Below are 15,686 nucleotides of genomic sequence, written 5' to 3' on the forward strand. Positions count from 1 at the left end.
CCCGGCGTCCCGCCCCTCCGTCAATATGGGAGCGCTCCCAAAAAGAAGCACATCCATTTTGCGGTCGCTTGAGCCCATAAGTCGCAATGGAAACGGAGGAGGGTAACGGTTGCGTCTCGTCGTATTGACGTCGGCCCACCCGTCGGCCACGCTTCGTGGGAGCGCTCCCAACACGTTGAGGAACCGCCTCGTCGCAGAGCCGCGTCTGTCGGGGACCGGCCCGTGACGACACCTCCCACCGATTCGGGCGAACGACCTGAGAGGGGTCCGGAATGTTGAACCACAGGCGGCGCGGCAGGCTCGCCGCGGTCACGACGGTCACGGCCGCGGCGCTGGCCTTGACCTCGTGCGGTTCCGGCGGGACGGACGGGCCCGCGTCCACGGCGGCCGAACCGGTCGTCGTCACCGTGCACACCTTCGGCGGCGGCGAGAACTTCGGCTACGACAAGGCCGCCCAGGCCTGGAACGCCGCCCACCCCGGCATCCAGATCAGATACCAGAACCTGACCGACCGCTTCGAGGACGTCTACCTGCCCCAGTTGCTCCAGCGGTTGCAGGCGGGCAGCGGCGCGGCCGACGTGGTCGCCCTGGACGAGGGCGCGATGGGCCTGATGAAGGCCCGCCCGCAGTTCTTCACCGACCTCGGGCAGTACGGCCTCGGAGGCCGCAAGGCCGACTTCCCCCCTGCCAAGTGGGACAACGGCGTCAACGCCGAGGGCAAGCTGTTCGCTCTCGGCACCGACATCGGCGGCATGACCATGTGTTACCGCACCGACCTGTTCGAGAAGGCGGGCCTGCCCACGGACCGCGAGGAGGTCGGCGGGCTCTGGCCCGACTGGAAGTCCTTCATGGACGTCGGCAGGAGGTTCCAGGCCGCCAATCCCGGAAAGGACGCGCCGCGCTTCCTGGACGGCCCGAACACCCTCTACAACGTGATCCTCGCCCAGGAGGCGCAGAGGAACGGCGACATCACCTACATCGACACGTCCAACAAGCTCGTCATCGACACCAACCCCGCCGTGAAGACCGCCTTCGACACGGTCAGGAGCTTCAGCGAGGCCGGGCTCACCGCCAAGCTGGCCTCCTTCACCCCGCCCTGGAACGCCGCCATCAAGAAGGGCGGCTTCGCCACGATGGGCTGCCCCGCCTGGATGCTCGGCGTGGTCTCCGGCGCCGCGGGCGAGCCGGGCAAGGGGAAGTGGGACGTCGCGACGGTGCCGGGAGGCGCGGGTAACTGGGGCGGCTCCTACCTGGCCGTGCCCAGGCAGAGCAAGCACCCGAAGGAGGCCGCCGAGGTGGTGAACTACCTCACCGGCAAGGACGGCCAGATCATGGCCTTCCAGGAGGCCGCCGCCTTCCCCAGTTCCCTGCCCGCCCAGCGGGACCCGGCGGTCGGCGACCTGAGGAACCCGTTCTTCAACGACGCGCCGACCGGCCGGATCTTCGGCGCGTCGGTCGAGAACCTGCAGCCGGTCTTCCTGGGTGAGAAGCACGCCCAGGTGAAGACCGCGGTCGAGAAGATCCTTGAGGGCATGGACCAGGGCTCGGTCCCCTACGACCAGGCCTGGCAGAGGTTCCTCGACGCCGGGGTCAAGGCGGCCGGCTGATCCGCTTCCCCCACCGGTCCCGTCGCCCCGGGACCGGTGGGGCCCACAGAGAAACCAGCCAGGAAAGCCCCCCGAAAGGCCGATCGATGACCCCGCACGCCGCAGCCCCGGCCCAGGCCGGGCCCGGTGAGCGCCCGCCCGCCGTACGGAGACGGGACGGCGCGCTGTTCGCCAGGTTCGACCTGTTGGTCACCCCCTATCTCTTTGTCTCGCCGTACTTCGTGTTGTTCGTCCTCTTCGGGGTCTTCCCGCTCGGCTACACCCTGTGGGTCTCGCTGCACGACTGGGAGCTCGCCGGGGACAGGGCCTTCGTGGGGGCGGGCAACTACCTGTCCCTGGTCGCCGACGAGGCCTTCTGGAACGCGGTGGTCAACACGCTCGGGATGTTCGTCATCTCGACGGTCCCGCAGCTCGTGCTGGCGCTGCTGCTGGCCAACGCCCTCAACAAGCGCATCCGGGGCAGGCTCGCCCTCCGCATGGGCGTACTGCTGCCGCTGGTGACCTCCGTCGTCGCGGTCGCCGTCGTCTTCACCCAGCTCTACGGGCGCGACTACGGCATGGTCAACTGGTTCCTCGGCCTCTTCGGAGTCGACGCGGTCAGCTGGCAGAACGAGAAGTGGTCCGCGTGGATCGCGATCTCCACGATGGTCGACTGGCGCTGGACCGGTTACAACGCGATCATCCTGCTGGCCGCCATGCAGACCATCCCCGGAGACCTGTACGAGGCGGCCTCCCTCGACGGCGCGAGCGCCAGACGGCAGTTCTGGCGGATCACCGTCCCGATGCTGCGCCCGACGATCGTCTTCACCGTGTTCGTCTCGACCATCGGCGGCCTGACGCTGTTCACCGAGCCCGTCATGTTCGACGGCAACCCGACGATGAGCGGCGGGGCGACCGGCCAGTACCAGACAGTGGCGATGTTCGTCGTCAAGGAGGCCTTCCGTGACTTCGACCTCGGGTACGCCTCCGCCGCCGCCTGGCTGCTGTTCGTGCTGATCCTGCTCGGCACGCTCGTCAACCACCTGCTCACCCGCCGCATCGGAGGCGCCGGATGAGCCGCCCAGGGGACGCTGGACCGCTGACGAGGGCCACGCTCGCCCTCGCCGTCGTGATCTCCGCCTTTCCCGTCTACTACATGTTCGTCATGGCCACCCGGACCAACGAGGAGGCGATCGACGTTCCCCCGCCGCTGCTGCCCGGCGGCCACCTGGGGGAGAACGTCGCCCGCCTGCTCGCGGCCGAGGACGCCCACTTCCTCACCGGCCTGGTCAACTCGGCCGTCGTCTCGGTCACCGTGACCGTCTCGGTCGTGTTCATCTCCACGCTGGCCGGGTTCGCCTTCGCCAAGCTGCGTTTCCGGGGCGGGCGGGCGCTGCTCGGGCTGATCCTGGTGACGATGATGGTCCCGCTCCAGCAGATGGGCGTGGTCCCGCTGTACGAGCTCATGGTGACCCTCGGCTGGACCGGCCGGCTCAAGGCGGTGATCCTGCCCTTCCTCGTCAACGGGTTCGGGGTCTTCATGATGACCCAGTACGCCTCCCAGGCGGTGCCGGACGAACTGGTCGAGGCCGCCCGCGTCGACGGCGCCTCGACGGCGGGCGTCTACGCCCGGGTGATCCTGCCCGCGCTCAGGCCGGGCATGGCCGTACTGGCGCTGCTTGTCTTCATGCAGACCTGGAACGAGTTCATGTGGCCGTTGATCGTGCTGGACCCGGACAACCCCGTGGTGCAGACCTCGATCGCCGCGCTCAACCAGGCCCACGGCACCGACTACGTCATGTTGTTCACCGGCACGGCGGTCTCGGTCCTGCCTCTTTTCATTGTTTTCGTCGTGTTCGGCCGTCAGATCGTCGGCGGCCTCATGGAAGGTGCGGTCAAGGCATGACGACGCAGCAGACACAGGATCAGCAACTGAGGTTCCCGGAGGGCTTCGCCTGGGGGGCGGCGACCTCCGCCTACCAGATCGAGGGCGCGGTCTCCGAGGACGGGCGCGGCAGGTCCATCTGGGACACCTTCGCCCGCCTGCCGGGGCGGGTGGTGAACGGTGAGAACGCCGACGTGGCCGTCGACCACTACCACCGCTACCGCGACGACGTCCGGCTGATGGCCCGGCTCGGCCTGGGCGCCTACCGCTTCTCCGTCTCCTGGCCGCGCGTCCAGCCGGACGGCGTGGGGGCGGTCAACCAGCGGGGGCTCGACTTCTACCGCAGGCTGGTCGACGAACTGCTCGGCCAGGGGATCGACCCGTGGGTGACGCTCTACCACTGGGACCTGCCCCAGGCCCTTGAGGACGCGGGAGGCTGGCCCGCGCGGGACACCGCCCTGCGGTTCGCCGACTACGCGGCGGCCGTACACGACGCGCTCGGCGACCGGGTGCGCAACTGGAGCACGGTCAACGAGCCGTGGTGCGCGGCCTTCCTCGGCTACGCCTCCGGGGAGCACGCCCCAGGGCGGCGGGAACCCGCGCGGGCGGTCCTGGCCGCCCACCACCTGCTGCTCGGCCACGGGCTGGCCATGGCGGCCATGCGCGCCCAGCGGGCCGGCAGCCGGATCGGCGGCTGCGTGAACCTCTACGCCGTCTCTCCGCTGACACGCTCGGCGGCCGACCTGGACGCCGCCCGCCGCATCGACGGCCTGCAGAACCGTCTCTTCCTGGACGCGCTGCTCAGGGGGGAGTATCCGGCGGACGTCCTGGCGGACCTCGGGGAGGCCGCCGAGGGGCTCGCTGAGGGACTCGCCGAGACGGGGGACATGGGGGTCATCTCCGCCCCGATGGACATGCTGCTGATCAACTACTACAGCCGGTTCACCGTCTCCGGGGCCCCGGGGGGCGCGGTCTCGGCCGCGGCGGCGCCGACGGACACCGGCTCTCCCTGGGTGGGCAGCGAGCACGTCTCGTTCGCCGGGAGCGGGCGTCCGGTGACCGGCATGGGCTGGGAGATCGACCACGACGGGCTGCGGGAGGTCCTGCTGCGGGTCGCCGGGGACTACCCCCGGATCCCCCTGGTGGTCTCCGAGAACGGCGCGGCCTTCGACGACGTCGCCGACGCCGGCGGCTTCGTGCGGGACCCGGAGCGCAGGGACTACATCGAGGCCCATCTGCGCGCCTGCCACGCCGCGATCGGGCAGGGGGCACCGCTCGTCGGCTACTTCGCCTGGTCGCTGCTGGACAACTTCGAGTGGGCCTGGGGGTACGGCAAGCGCTTCGGGCTGGTGCGCGTCGACTACCCGACGCAGCGCAGAGTTCCCAAGGAGAGCGCCCTTTGGTATGCCGAGACAATCAGGCGTGGAGGCCTGACCGGTCCTGCACAATGAAGTCCGGAGAATCTTTCATGGGGGCGAGAAACATGAACGGCGACCGTCGTCCGACCCTTGAGGCGGTCGCGGCCCTGGCCGGAGTCGGGCGCGGCACGGTCTCCCGGGTGATCAACGGTTCGCCGAAGGTGAGCGAGAGGGCTCGCGACGCGGTGCAGCAGGCGATCAGGGAGCTGGGCTACGTCCCGAACCGGGCCGCCCGCACCCTGGTCACCCGGCGCACGGACACCGTCGCGCTGGTCGTCTCCGAGTCGGAACTGCGGGTCTTCGACGAGCCCTACTTCGCCGGGACCATCCGCGGCATCGGCTCGGCGCTCTCGGAGACAGGCCTGCAGCTGATCCTGGCGATGGCCCAGTCCAGGCAGGACCACGACCGTCTTGAGCACTACCTGACGGGCCAGCACGTCGACGGGGTGCTGCTGATCTCGCTGCACGGGGCCGACCCGCTGCCCGGCAGGCTGGAGGAGATGGGCGTGCCGACCGTCATCGGCGGCAAGCCCGTCGGGCTCGACCCCTACTGTTACGTCGACGTGGACAACAGGGCCGGGGCCAGGCAGGCGGTGAAGTACCTCCTGGGCAGGGGCCGCAGGCGGATCGCCACCATCGCGGGCCCGCAGGACATGGGGGTCGGCGTCGACCGGCTCGCGGGCTACCGCGACGCGCTGATCGCCACGGGTGTGCCGGAGATCGTGGCCTACGGCGACTTCAGCGAGGACAGCGGCGCGCGGGCCATGTGCGGGCTCCTGGCCGAGCACCCGGACCTGGACGCGGTCTTCACCGCCTCCGACCCGATGGCGCTGGGCGCGCTGCGGGTGCTGCGGCACGAGGGCAGGGACGTCCCCGGCGACGTGGCGGTGATCGGGTTCGACGACTCCCCCGCCGGGGCCCACTCCTCTCCCCCGCTGACCAGCGTGCACCAGCCGACCGAGGCGATGGGCCGTCAGATGGCCCACCTCCTGGTCGCCCGCATCAACGGTGAGCACCTGGAGCAGCCGGTCGTGATCCTCGACACGCATCTGGTCGAGCGGGCCTCCGCCTGAAAGGACAGTCGTGCCCAGGCAGTTCATCCTTCGCGACGGCGACATGTACGCCGAGATCAGTCAGTTCGCGGCGGCCGTGCGCGTGCTCAGGCACGACGGGCGCGACCTGGTGGCGGACTGGCCGCCGGAGGGGCCCGCCCCCTTCTACAGCGGCACCCTGCTGGCCCCGTGGCCCAACCGGGTCGGCGGGGCGCGCTACACCTTCGGCGGCGTGACCCACCGCCTCACCGCGAACGAGGAGTCCCGGGGCAACGCCCTGCACGGGCTGGTCGCCGACGTCAGGTGGTCACCGGTCGAGATCGGCCCCGCCCACGTACGGCTGGCGCACACCGTGACCCCGGTGCCCGGTTACCCGTTCACCCTGGCCCTGCGGGTGCTCCACCATCTGACCTCCGGCGGCCTGACCACCACGCTGACCGCGGAGAACACCGGTGAGCACGCCGCGCCGTACGGCTGCGCGCCGCATCCCTGGCTGCTGGCGGGCGAGGACGCCGGGGAGTACGAGCTGCTGGTGCCCGCGGACAGGGTGCTGCTGCCCGACGAGCGGATGCTGCCCGCCTCCCTTGAGGACGTCTCCGGCACGCCGTACGACTTCAGGGAGCCCAGACGGCTCGGCGGCACGGTCGTCGACCACACCTTCACCGGTCTGAGGCCCGGGGCGGACGGCCTGACCAGGGTGCGGGTACGCGGCCCGGAGGGCGGGGTCGAGGTGAGCTGGCGGGCCTCGGTCCTGCCGTGGGCGCAGGTGTGCGGCGGCACCGGGTCCGGCTATCGGGGGCTGGCGGTCGAGCCGATGACCTGCCCGCCGGACGCCTTCAACTCGGGCACCGACCTGATCGTGCTCCAGCCGGGCGAGACGACCGAGACCTCCTGGACGATCTCCCCGCTCTGAGGCCTCTTCCCCACCCTTGATCTGACGCGTGCCGTACCGGACTCCGGGGGACGGTTTCCTTGGCGACCCCGTTGTGCGACAATTTCATTGGGTGATGAATTATGACTCGGAACACGTGTGTGATCGCGGGGGGCGGTCCCGCCGGGGCCGTACTCGCGCTGTTGCTGGCCAGAGCCGGCGTCCAGGTGACGCTGCTGGAGAAGCACTCCGACTTCCTGCGTGACTTCAGGGGCGACACCATCCACCCCTCGACTCTGCAGGTCCTGCACGAGATCGGCCTGGCCGAGGAGTTCCTGCGGCTGCCGCACCACAAGGCGTACGGCATGGCCGTGCACACCGACGAGGGGACGGTTCCGGTCGCCGACCTGTCCAAACTGGGAGGCGAGTATGGCTACATCGCCTTCGTCCCGCAGTGGGACTTCCTCAACCTGGTGACCACCGCCGCCGCGCGTTACCCCACCTTCCGTCTCCTCATGAACGCCGAGGTGCACGGCGTGATCCGGGAGGGGAACGCGGTGCGCGGGGTCCGCTACCGCGACCCCGACGGCGAGCACGAGCTTCGAGCCACACTGACCGTGGCCGCCGACGGACGCCACTCCGACGTACGGCGTGCCGCCGGGCTCGTCCCGATCGAACACGGCGCGCCGATGGACGTGGTGTGGTTCCGGCTGCCGCGCGAGGAGAGCGACCCGGACGAGACGTTCCTGCGCCTGTCCTCGGGCCGGATCATGGTGGTGATCGACCGGGGAACCTACTGGCAGCTGGCCTACGCCATCCCCAAGGGCGGCTTCGAGGAGTTGCGGGCGGCCGGGATCGAGACGCTGCGGGAACAGGTGGCGAACCTGCTGCCGTTCCTGGCGGGCCGTACCGGGCTGCTGACCGGCTTCGACGACGTCAGCGTGCTCTCGGTCGCGCTCAACCGGCTGCGCCGCTGGCACCGGCCAGGCCTGCTCGTCATCGGGGACGCCGCGCACGCCATGTCGCCGGTCTTCGGCGTCGGCATCAACCTGGCCGTGCAGGACGCCGTCGCCACGGCCAACCTGCTGGCCGGGCCGCTGGCCTCCGGCTCGGAGATCCCCGAGTCGCTGCTGGCCAGGATCCAGCGCCGCCGTACGGTGCCGACCGTGGTGACCCAGTTCGCCCAGCGGGTGGTGCAGGACCGGCTGATCCGGCCGGCCCTGAACGGGCGGGACGCCCCGGAGCTGCTGCCACGCGACCTGTCCCACCTTCCGGTGGTCGGCGCCCTGACCCGCCGGTTCATCGGCCTCGGTGTCCTTCCCGAACACGTCAAGAGCCCCTCGTGAGCCCGCAACGGATCTCCGCCGAGCCCACGGCCCCCTACCGACAGGCACCGCGACGTCTTCCACAGTGACAAAGAGGTTCTCAATCTGTGGACGTTGAGGTGGGTTCGCCCACGAGGTTGCAATAGCCTGGTATGTCGTGAGCAACTACCTCGATTCCTGGCGGGAGCTTCCCGCGGCGCAGCAGCCCGAGTGGCCCGACCGCGGCGAGCTGGACAAGGTCGTCGCCGAACTCTCCGCACTTCCCCCGCTCGTCTTCGCGGGGGAGTGCGACAACCTCAAGGCCGAACTCGCGGCGGTGACGCGAGGCGAGGCCTTCGTGCTGCAGGGCGGTGACTGCGCCGAGACCTTCGCCGGCGCCACCGCCGACACCGTCCGCAACAAGCTGAAGACGCTGCTGCAGATGGCGATCGTGCTCACCTACGCGGGGAGGGTCCCCGTGGTGAAGATCGGCCGGATAGCGGGGCAGTTCGCCAAGCCCCGTTCGAAGGGAACCGAGGTGCGCGGCGGCGTCGAGCTGCCCGCCTACCGGGGCGACATGGTCAACGGTCTCGACTTCACCCCTGAGTCGCGTCTGCCGGACCCGGGACGGCTGCTGCGCGCCTACCACTCCTCCGCGGTGACGCTGAACCTGATCCGCGCCTTCACCAAGGGCGGCTACGCCGACCTGCGGCAGGTGCACGCCTGGAACCAGGATTTCGTCAGCGAGTCCCCCGCGGGCAAGCGCTACGAGCGGCTGGCCGGGGAGATCGACCAGGCGCTGGCGTTCATGCACGCCTGCGGTGCCGACCCGGCGGAGTTCCACGGCGTGGAGTTCTACTCCTCGCACGAGGCGCTCATCCTCGACTACGACAGGGCGCTGACCAGGATCGACTCCAGGACCGGCCAGCCGTACGACGTGTCGGCGCACATGGTCTGGATCGGCGAGCGCACCCGCCAGCTCGACAGCGCTCACGTGGAGTTCTTCTCCCGCATCCGCAACCCGATCGGCGTGAAGCTGGGCCCGACCACGACGGCCGAGGAGGCCCTGGCGCTGGTCGAGAAGCTGAACCCCGACAACGAGCCCGGCCGCCTGACCTTCATCACCAGGATGGGCGCCTCCAAGATCCGCGAGCACCTGCCCGCGCTGGTGGAGAAGGTCACCGCGAACGGCGCCCAGGTCGCCTGGATCTGTGACCCGATGCACGGCAACACCTTCGAGGCCCCCAGCGGTCACAAGACCCGGAGCCTGGACGACGTGCTGAACGAGGTCGCGGGCTTCTTCGAGGTGCACCGGGACCTCGGCACCCACCCGGGCGGCATCCACATCGAGTTCACCGGCGACGACGTCACCGAGTGCGTGGGCGGCGCCGACGAGGTCGCGGAGGGCGACCTGGCGCTGCGCTACGAGACGGCCTGCGACCCCCGCCTCAACCGGAGCCAGTCGCTCGACATGGCCTTCCGGGTCGCGGAGCTCTACCGCTCCTCCTGAGCCCTGAGCTGCGGTTCGCCGCGAGACACACGAGGGTCCCACGCCTGTGGTGCGGGACCCTTCGTCGTTTCGGGGTCAGTCCTTCTGCGCGCGGAGCTCGTTGGCCAGCTCGGCGCGGATCGCGTCCATGTCGAGCGCCCGGACCTGACCGATGAGGTCCTCAAGGGCGGGCGCGGGCAGCACCCCGGGCTGAGCGAAGACGACAATGCCGTCCCGGATGGCCATGACCGTGGGGATCGAGGTGATCTCGAAGCCCTGCGCGAGCCCCTGCTCGGCCTCGGTGTCGATCTTCCCGAACTTGATGTCGCCGTGCTTCTCCGAGGACTTCTCGAAAATCGGCCCGAACGTGCGGCACGGCGCGCACCAGGACGCCCAGAAGTCCAGCAGGACGATCCCCTCGTCGGCGATTTCGTTGAAGTTCTTCTCGGTTACCTCAATGGTCGCCACCTGTGGCTCCTCTTGTCGTCACGTCTTGTATGGCTCGCATAACCACTTCCCTCCCCCGGACATTCCATCCCGGCGACCACCCCGGCGACGCCCGGACCGCCCCCGTTCAAGGGTGCCGATCCGAACGCCGCCGTACCGGATACGAGGGATCCCCCGCCTCAGGTGTGAAGGGTTTTGATCTTGGGTTTTCCGGTGCCGTGTGTGAGGGGTGTCGGCTTGGACGCGTCGGTGTCTGGACTGAGGAGTGAGGGAGCGGAGCGGACGAACGACGAGGGAAGACATCGACTCGGAGCGCCCAAGCCCCGCGACGCCGCCAGGCGGCGCAAGGAAACACAGCCAGGCGGCGCAAAGAATCACAACATCAGCCCGACCACCAAAGGATCATGGTCCGAGGACCGGAACGCGTCAGGCCGGTAGAGCCGAGGCGGGTTGTACTCGGTGTTGTAGTCGAGGATGCGGCTCTCGTCGGCGTTGACGTGCCAGATGGTCGTGCCGGTCACCTTCCTGAGCAGGCCCCGGCCCGCCAGGGCGTGGTCGAGTTCTCCGCTGCGGCCCTCGAAGAGGTAGCTGTAGCGCAGCGGCGCGGGGACGAACCGCTTGCTGAGGCTGGTCAGCCCGCTCGCCTCCAGCGTGTCGATCGGGTCCTCCTCGCCGTAGGCGTTGAGGTCGCCGAGCACCAGCGCGTTGGGCAGCCTGAGGCTCTCGACGAGGGCCAGTGTCGCCTTGGCCTGGCGGACGCGTTCACCGTTGTAGCAGCCCTGACCGTCGCCCAGGTCGGCGTCGGGACCGGTGGCGGCCGCGTCGCAGCCCTTCGACTTGAAGTGGTTGACGACCATCGTGAACGGCTGGCCGCCCCGGACCCGGCGGAAGGTCTGGATCAGCGGAGGCCGCCTGAAGACGGGGTCGGCCGAGGAGCGGGCCGGGCCGACGGGCTTGAGCCTGGCGGGCTTGTAGATCACCGCGACGTGGATCAGGTCGGTGCCCGGGTTGGGGTGGGTCAGCGCGGCGTAGGTGCCCGCGCCCACTTCGGCGTTGAGCGCGTCGACCAGTGCCTGGACGGCGGTCTGGCCGTTGTTCTGGACCTCCATGAGGCCGACCGCGTCGGCGTTCAGGCCCTTGAGCGTGGCGACCAGTTTGGTCAGCTGCCGCTGCTGTTCCTCGGTGGTGTCCGCACCGCGTGAACCCAGGGTGGTGAACCAGTTGAGGGTGTTGAGACTGGCCACCCTGACGTTGCCGAACACCGGCGGCGGCGCGGGCAGGCGGGGGTTGGTCCGCAGGAAGGTGACCGGTTTGGTCGGCTGGAGGCGGTAGACGCCGAAGCCGTACCCCAGGACGCCGGTGGCGCCGAGCGTGGTGTCGCCGAGGCGGACGACGCGCGGGTCGGTGTAGGGGATGGTCTGCGGGTTCTCCCTGGTCGAGCCGTCGTCGAGGAGCAGGCTGCGGCGCCGGTCGGCGGCCTCGTCCACGCCGGTCCTGTCGGTGGCCTGGAACAGGCGTCCTCCCGAGGAGAGGGTGAGTTCGCCGAAACGGCCCAGGTTGTAGTGGTCGGTGACGGTCAGCGGCCCGGTGACGGTGACGAGCATGCTCTCGACGGGTTCGAGGGTCGAGCCCTCGGCGCGCGGCAGGCTCAGCCTGGCCGGAGTGACGGTGCCGGTGCCGCAGACGTCGACGGCGGTGACCGGTGAGAGCTCGGTCCAGCCGTTGTACTCCACGACCTTGCCGGTGACCAGCACCCGGTCGCCGGCCTTGACGTCCTTGAACGTGTCACGGGCGTAGGCGAACAGGCCTTCCGAGGTGGCGGGGTCGGCGTCGGGGGTGGGGTCCTGCAGGAAGAACCCGCCGAGCTGGTCGGCCCGCTGGAAGTCGCCGGTCACCACGCCCTGGACGCGTACGGTCCGGCCCGCCAGCGGGCTGGTGTCCCCGCTGCCCTGTACCTGGGCGATCGGGTGGGTCGCGGGCGTCTGGCACGGCTCCCCGGTCGGCGTGACCGTGGGACTGGCTGTGGGACTGGCCGTGGGGGTGGGAGTCGGCGTGGGGGTGGGGGTGGGCTCCGGGGTGCCGCACGGCGCGGCGGCCGTGGTCCCGTTGCGCGGCGCGGGGGACGCGCTCACCAGGTCGGTGCCGTTGACGTCGGTGTCGGCGCAGCCGTGGCCGGCACGCAGGGCCGCGGTGGTCGTGGACAGGGCGGGGGCCGGAGCGCCCTCGGCGTAGTCGGCGGTGCCGTACCCGACGAGATCGGCGATGAGGGCGCTCTGCTCGGGTGAGCAGGGGGTCGAGCCGCCGTTGCAGGCCAGTCCCTGCGCGGAGCGGGCCAGGACGACCTTGCCCGAGGTCGCGCTCATGTTGGCCGTCCCGGTCGTGTCCGGGGCGGGCAGCGGGGCGCCCGCGCCTCCCCCGGCGAGCTTGACCAGGTGGTAGCGGCCGGGTTCCAGCGTGCCGGACAGCGGCACGACGGGGTTGGCGGCGAAGTTCCCCGTGCCGGTCGCGCTGCCGTACTGGACGGACCAGCCGTCCAGTGCGACCGGCGTGGAGCTCCGGTTGAACAGTTCGACGAAGTCGTTGGCGAGTGGTGCGCCGCTGTTGCCGCCCGCGCCGTAGACCTGGCTGATGACGACGGTTCCCGGTTCGGCCAGTGCGGGTGCCGGGGGGAGGGCGGTGACCGTGGCCGCGGCGGTGCCGAGGACGGCCAGAGCGGAGATGACTCGGGATAAGGCACGCATGAGGCGGAGCGTAGAACCGGTTTGATCTGCCGACACTTACTTAGAAATGGCCAGATGGTGAAATCAACGAATCTTGACACTAAGTGCTGACTAAAGGCATCAGTTATAGCTTGCTATGACGTAGATCTCACGTAAGGCTTCGTCTGGGGTATCACTGTTTTATGAGAACTCTGGACGTGGGTTGGATGACCTGCGCCGCCTCCCCTGAGTGCGCGGGATCGGCCCGGCAGCCGTACGGGCGCTGCCTGGCCCATCTGGAGCATCACGAGCTCGACGAGGTCCTCCGCGGCCTCTCCCCCGGCTCCGCGATCGATCTGCGGGGCACCGTCATCGGCAAGGACCTGCTGGAACGAGTCCTCGCCCCGACCCGTGGGCGTCTCGGCAGGGCCAGGTTCGACCTGGCCGTCTTCCCCGAGGACGTCAGGTTCTGCGACGTCGTCTTCAGCGGGGACGTCTCCTTCGACCAGGCTCGCTTCCATCGCCTGGCCTCGTTCGTCGGCGCAAGGTTCGCCGGAAACGTCTCTTTCAGGGAGGTCAAGTTCGTCAGGGAGGTCTCCCTGCACGGCGTTCACGTCGCCGGGCACGCCGCTTTCGACCGGGTGTCCGCGGGCCGGGACGCCCTGTTCGGCTCGGCGAGGTTCGCCCGGACCGTCTCCTTCGAGGGGGCCGAGTTCCACGACTTCGCCACCTTCGACGGCACCCTCTTCCAGGGGGATGTGACCTTCCGCGGCTGCCGGTTCGGCAGGGCGGTCTCCTTCAGGAGGACGGAGTTCGGCGGTCTGGCCGGGTTCGAGGCGACACGGTTCTGGGCGGGTGGCTACCTGGCCCCCGTCTCGGTCGGCCGCCGTCTCACCCTCGCCGGGGCGTGGGCGGGCAACGGCCTCGACCTGGCGGTCCGCGACTGCCCGGTCGACCTGCGGCGTATCCGGGTGACGGGCCGTCTGAGCGTGCGGCTGGACGGCGCGGTCGCCGACCTCGAAGAGGCGACGCTGCGCGGCCAGGCCACGGTCAGCGGGAACGGCGCGGCCGCGGTGACCTCCGTGCGCGGGCTTGAGGCGGAGGCGCTCCAGCTGAGCGCCGTCGATCTCAGCACCTGCCGTTTCACCGGCATCCGCACCCCGGAACGGCTCAGGCTGACCGGTTGCGTGTTCGCCACGACCCCGCGCGGCGTGCGGATCACGCCACACTGGCCGCCACTGCGCTGGTGGACCCTCCGGCGGACGCTGGCCGACGAGCACGCCTGGCGCGGCTGGTCGGACGAGGAGCAGGACGTGCCCGCGCCGCACCGCCTCGCCGTCCTGTACTCACGGCTGCGCGCCGGGATCGACGACAAGGCGACCGCTGCCGACTTCGCCTTCGGCGCCATGGAGATGCGCCGTGCGACCAGCCGTTCCTCCGGCCGCTGGCTGCTGTCGCTGCACTGGATCATCAGCGGGTACGGCCTGCGGATGGGACGGGTCGTCGGCTGGTTCGCCCTGCTGGCGGCGATCACCGTGGGCAGCCTGCTGATGGGTTCGGCCTCGCACTCGGCCCGCCGGGCGAGCGCGCCGAGGACGCCGCATCCCTCCATCCAGTTGTCGCCGTAACGGCCTGTCCGTTTTCCCGGAATCGGCGATTTCCCGGGCTCGGAGAAGGCGTCCGCGGGGGCGCGAGACGGTGACTCCGGGTTGTGTCCGGGTTATCCCGGATGCGCCGAACCCACCTCCACCCCGACGATGTACGGTGATGACCGCACAGGGAGTACGGGGGTGGAGGTGGGCGTGGCCGGAGCCGGGGTGATCGACGACTACGTGGCCAGGCTCAGCCGTACGCTCAGCGGGCCGCGAGGACCGAAACTCGACATGGTCACCGAGGCCCGCGACAGCCTGCTCGACACCGCGGAGGCTCTGGAGCTCGACGGGCTCGGCAGGGCCGAGGCCGAGCGGGTCGCGGTCGAGGAGTTCGGCCCGGTCGAGGAGATCGCGCCGGGCTACCAGGAGGGGCTGTCGATCTCGGCGGGGCGCAGGCTCGCGGCGCTGCTGTTCATCAGCGTGCCGCTGACCATCATGGCCTGGAGCCTGGTGTGGCGCTTCTCCGCCCAGGACCCGATCGCCTACGAGCGGTGGCCCGCGTGGTTCATGCCGGTCTCCCGCGGCCTGGACTATCTGCAGCTGGCGGTCGCCCTGCTCGGCGGGGCCGGGCTGTTCGCGCTCGGCCGGGGGCTGCGCAGGATCAGGCGGCCCAGGCTCGTCACCCGGTCGCTGGGAGTGCTGGTGCTGATCGTGCTGCCGCTCACGGGTGCCCTCGGGCTGCTGCTGACCTACGGCGCGCAGCGTGACGACTTCTTCGACCACCCGCTGAACCTCGGCGTCGAGACGCTGAGCCTCGGGCTGTCGCTGCTGCAGCTGTACGGCGCCACCCGCTGCCTGATGATCACCCGCAGGCGCCGCGTCCCGGCCCTCGGCCGGTCCTAGCGGCCCAGCCGCTCCCCGGAGCCACCGGGGTCGAGCACACCGCCGATCACACCGGTGAACTCCCGCCAGGCCGCGCGCTCCCCCGCCAGGGCCCGGTGGCCCGAGGAGGTCAGCCGGTAGGTGCGCCGCCTGCGCCCGCTGACCGTCGCCCACTCGCTGGCGAGGTATCCCGCCTGTTCGAGCCGTCGCAGCGCCGGATAGACCGTGCCGGTCGGCACGTTCAGTGAGCCGCCGCTGCGTGCCTGCAGGGCCTCGATGATCGCGTAACCGTGCAGAGGTTCCTCCTCAAGCACGGACAACAGCAGGGCGTCCATGTGCCCGCGAAGCGTGTCGGCGTTCACCTCGCGCCCTCCGCCCGCCCTACGGCGCCTCGATCGTTCACGCCCTCACCTTACCCTTCCGCAGACAGGCTACATGTAGCCGTTCTACATGTAGAGTGC

13 protein-coding genes are annotated in these 15,686 nt (G+C 70.2%); 10 read left to right on the forward strand and 3 right to left on the reverse strand.

From position 1 onward, the window contains the following. Positions 1 to 272: 272 nt before the first annotated feature. The 8 genes from ACFOYY_RS12305 to ACFOYY_RS12340 all read left to right on the forward strand — a co-directional run bounded on the left by ACFOYY_RS12305 (position 273) and on the right by ACFOYY_RS12340 (position 9,626). Entirely contained in the window at positions 273 to 1,607 is a 1,335-nt protein-coding gene (locus tag ACFOYY_RS12305; RefSeq protein ID WP_386189839.1) for an ABC transporter substrate-binding protein, read from the forward strand. An 86-nt stretch (positions 1,608 to 1,693) separates the two neighbouring features. Continuing rightward, entirely contained in the window at positions 1,694 to 2,662 is a 969-nt protein-coding gene (locus tag ACFOYY_RS12310) for a carbohydrate ABC transporter permease (RefSeq protein WP_386189840.1), read from the forward strand. Further along, on the forward strand, positions 2,659 to 3,492 hold the full coding sequence (locus ACFOYY_RS12315) for a carbohydrate ABC transporter permease (RefSeq protein WP_362916735.1): 834 nt from the start codon (positions 2,659 to 2,661) through the stop codon (positions 3,490 to 3,492). The genes ACFOYY_RS12310 and ACFOYY_RS12315 overlap by 4 nt, the downstream gene beginning before the upstream one ends. Beyond that, complete coding sequence (locus ACFOYY_RS12320) at positions 3,489 to 4,922, forward strand: GH1 family beta-glucosidase (RefSeq protein WP_386189841.1); 1,434 nt, start codon at positions 3,489 to 3,491, stop codon at positions 4,920 to 4,922. The genes ACFOYY_RS12315 and ACFOYY_RS12320 overlap by 4 nt, the downstream gene beginning before the upstream one ends. Positions 4,923 to 4,954: 32 nt before the next feature. Next, positions 4,955 to 5,962, forward strand: a complete 1,008-nt coding sequence (locus tag ACFOYY_RS12325) for a LacI family DNA-binding transcriptional regulator (protein ID WP_352009468.1) — start codon at positions 4,955 to 4,957, stop codon at positions 5,960 to 5,962. 10 nt (positions 5,963 to 5,972) lie between these two features. Then, on the forward strand, positions 5,973 to 6,854 hold the full coding sequence (locus ACFOYY_RS12330; protein ID WP_386189842.1) for an aldose 1-epimerase family protein: 882 nt from the start codon (positions 5,973 to 5,975) through the stop codon (positions 6,852 to 6,854). A gap of 101 nt (positions 6,855 to 6,955) precedes the next feature. Then, positions 6,956 to 8,158, forward strand: coding sequence for an FAD-dependent oxidoreductase (locus ACFOYY_RS12335; protein ID WP_386189843.1), 1,203 nt, complete (start codon positions 6,956 to 6,958; stop codon positions 8,156 to 8,158). A 136-nt stretch (positions 8,159 to 8,294) separates the two neighbouring features. Then, entirely contained in the window at positions 8,295 to 9,626 is a 1,332-nt protein-coding gene (locus ACFOYY_RS12340; protein ID WP_352009323.1) for a class II 3-deoxy-7-phosphoheptulonate synthase, read from the forward strand. Positions 9,627 to 9,701: 75 nt separating this feature from the next. Here the strand turns inward: ACFOYY_RS12340 and ACFOYY_RS12345 are convergent, their stop codons facing one another. Further along, entirely contained in the window at positions 9,702 to 10,073 is a 372-nt protein-coding gene (locus tag ACFOYY_RS12345) for a thioredoxin family protein (protein ID WP_352009322.1), read from the reverse strand. Between the two features lie 353 nt (positions 10,074 to 10,426). Next, positions 10,427 to 12,793: an ExeM/NucH family extracellular endonuclease gene (locus ACFOYY_RS12350; protein ID WP_386189844.1), complete on the reverse strand. Its 2,367-nt coding sequence runs from the start codon at positions 12,791 to 12,793 to the stop codon at positions 10,427 to 10,429. 161 nt (positions 12,794 to 12,954) lie between these two features. On the opposite strand from ACFOYY_RS12350, the gene ACFOYY_RS12355 reads away from it, so the two are divergent. After that, on the forward strand, positions 12,955 to 14,379 hold the full coding sequence (locus ACFOYY_RS12355) for a pentapeptide repeat-containing protein (protein ID WP_386189845.1): 1,425 nt from the start codon (positions 12,955 to 12,957) through the stop codon (positions 14,377 to 14,379). 162 nt (positions 14,380 to 14,541) lie between these two features. After that, entirely contained in the window at positions 14,542 to 15,246 is a 705-nt protein-coding gene (locus ACFOYY_RS12360) for a permease prefix domain 1-containing protein (RefSeq protein ID WP_352009319.1), read from the forward strand. Here the strand turns inward: ACFOYY_RS12360 and ACFOYY_RS12365 are convergent. Continuing rightward, entirely contained in the window at positions 15,243 to 15,587 is a 345-nt protein-coding gene (locus tag ACFOYY_RS12365) for a PadR family transcriptional regulator (protein ID WP_386189846.1), read from the reverse strand. The genes ACFOYY_RS12360 and ACFOYY_RS12365 overlap by 4 nt on opposite strands. Positions 15,588 to 15,686: the final 99 nt, after the last annotated feature.

Origin of the sequence: Streptosporangium jomthongense, assembly GCF_042650425.1 — a bacterium.
Taxonomy (GTDB): Bacteria; Actinomycetota; Actinomycetes; order Streptosporangiales; family Streptosporangiaceae; genus Streptosporangium.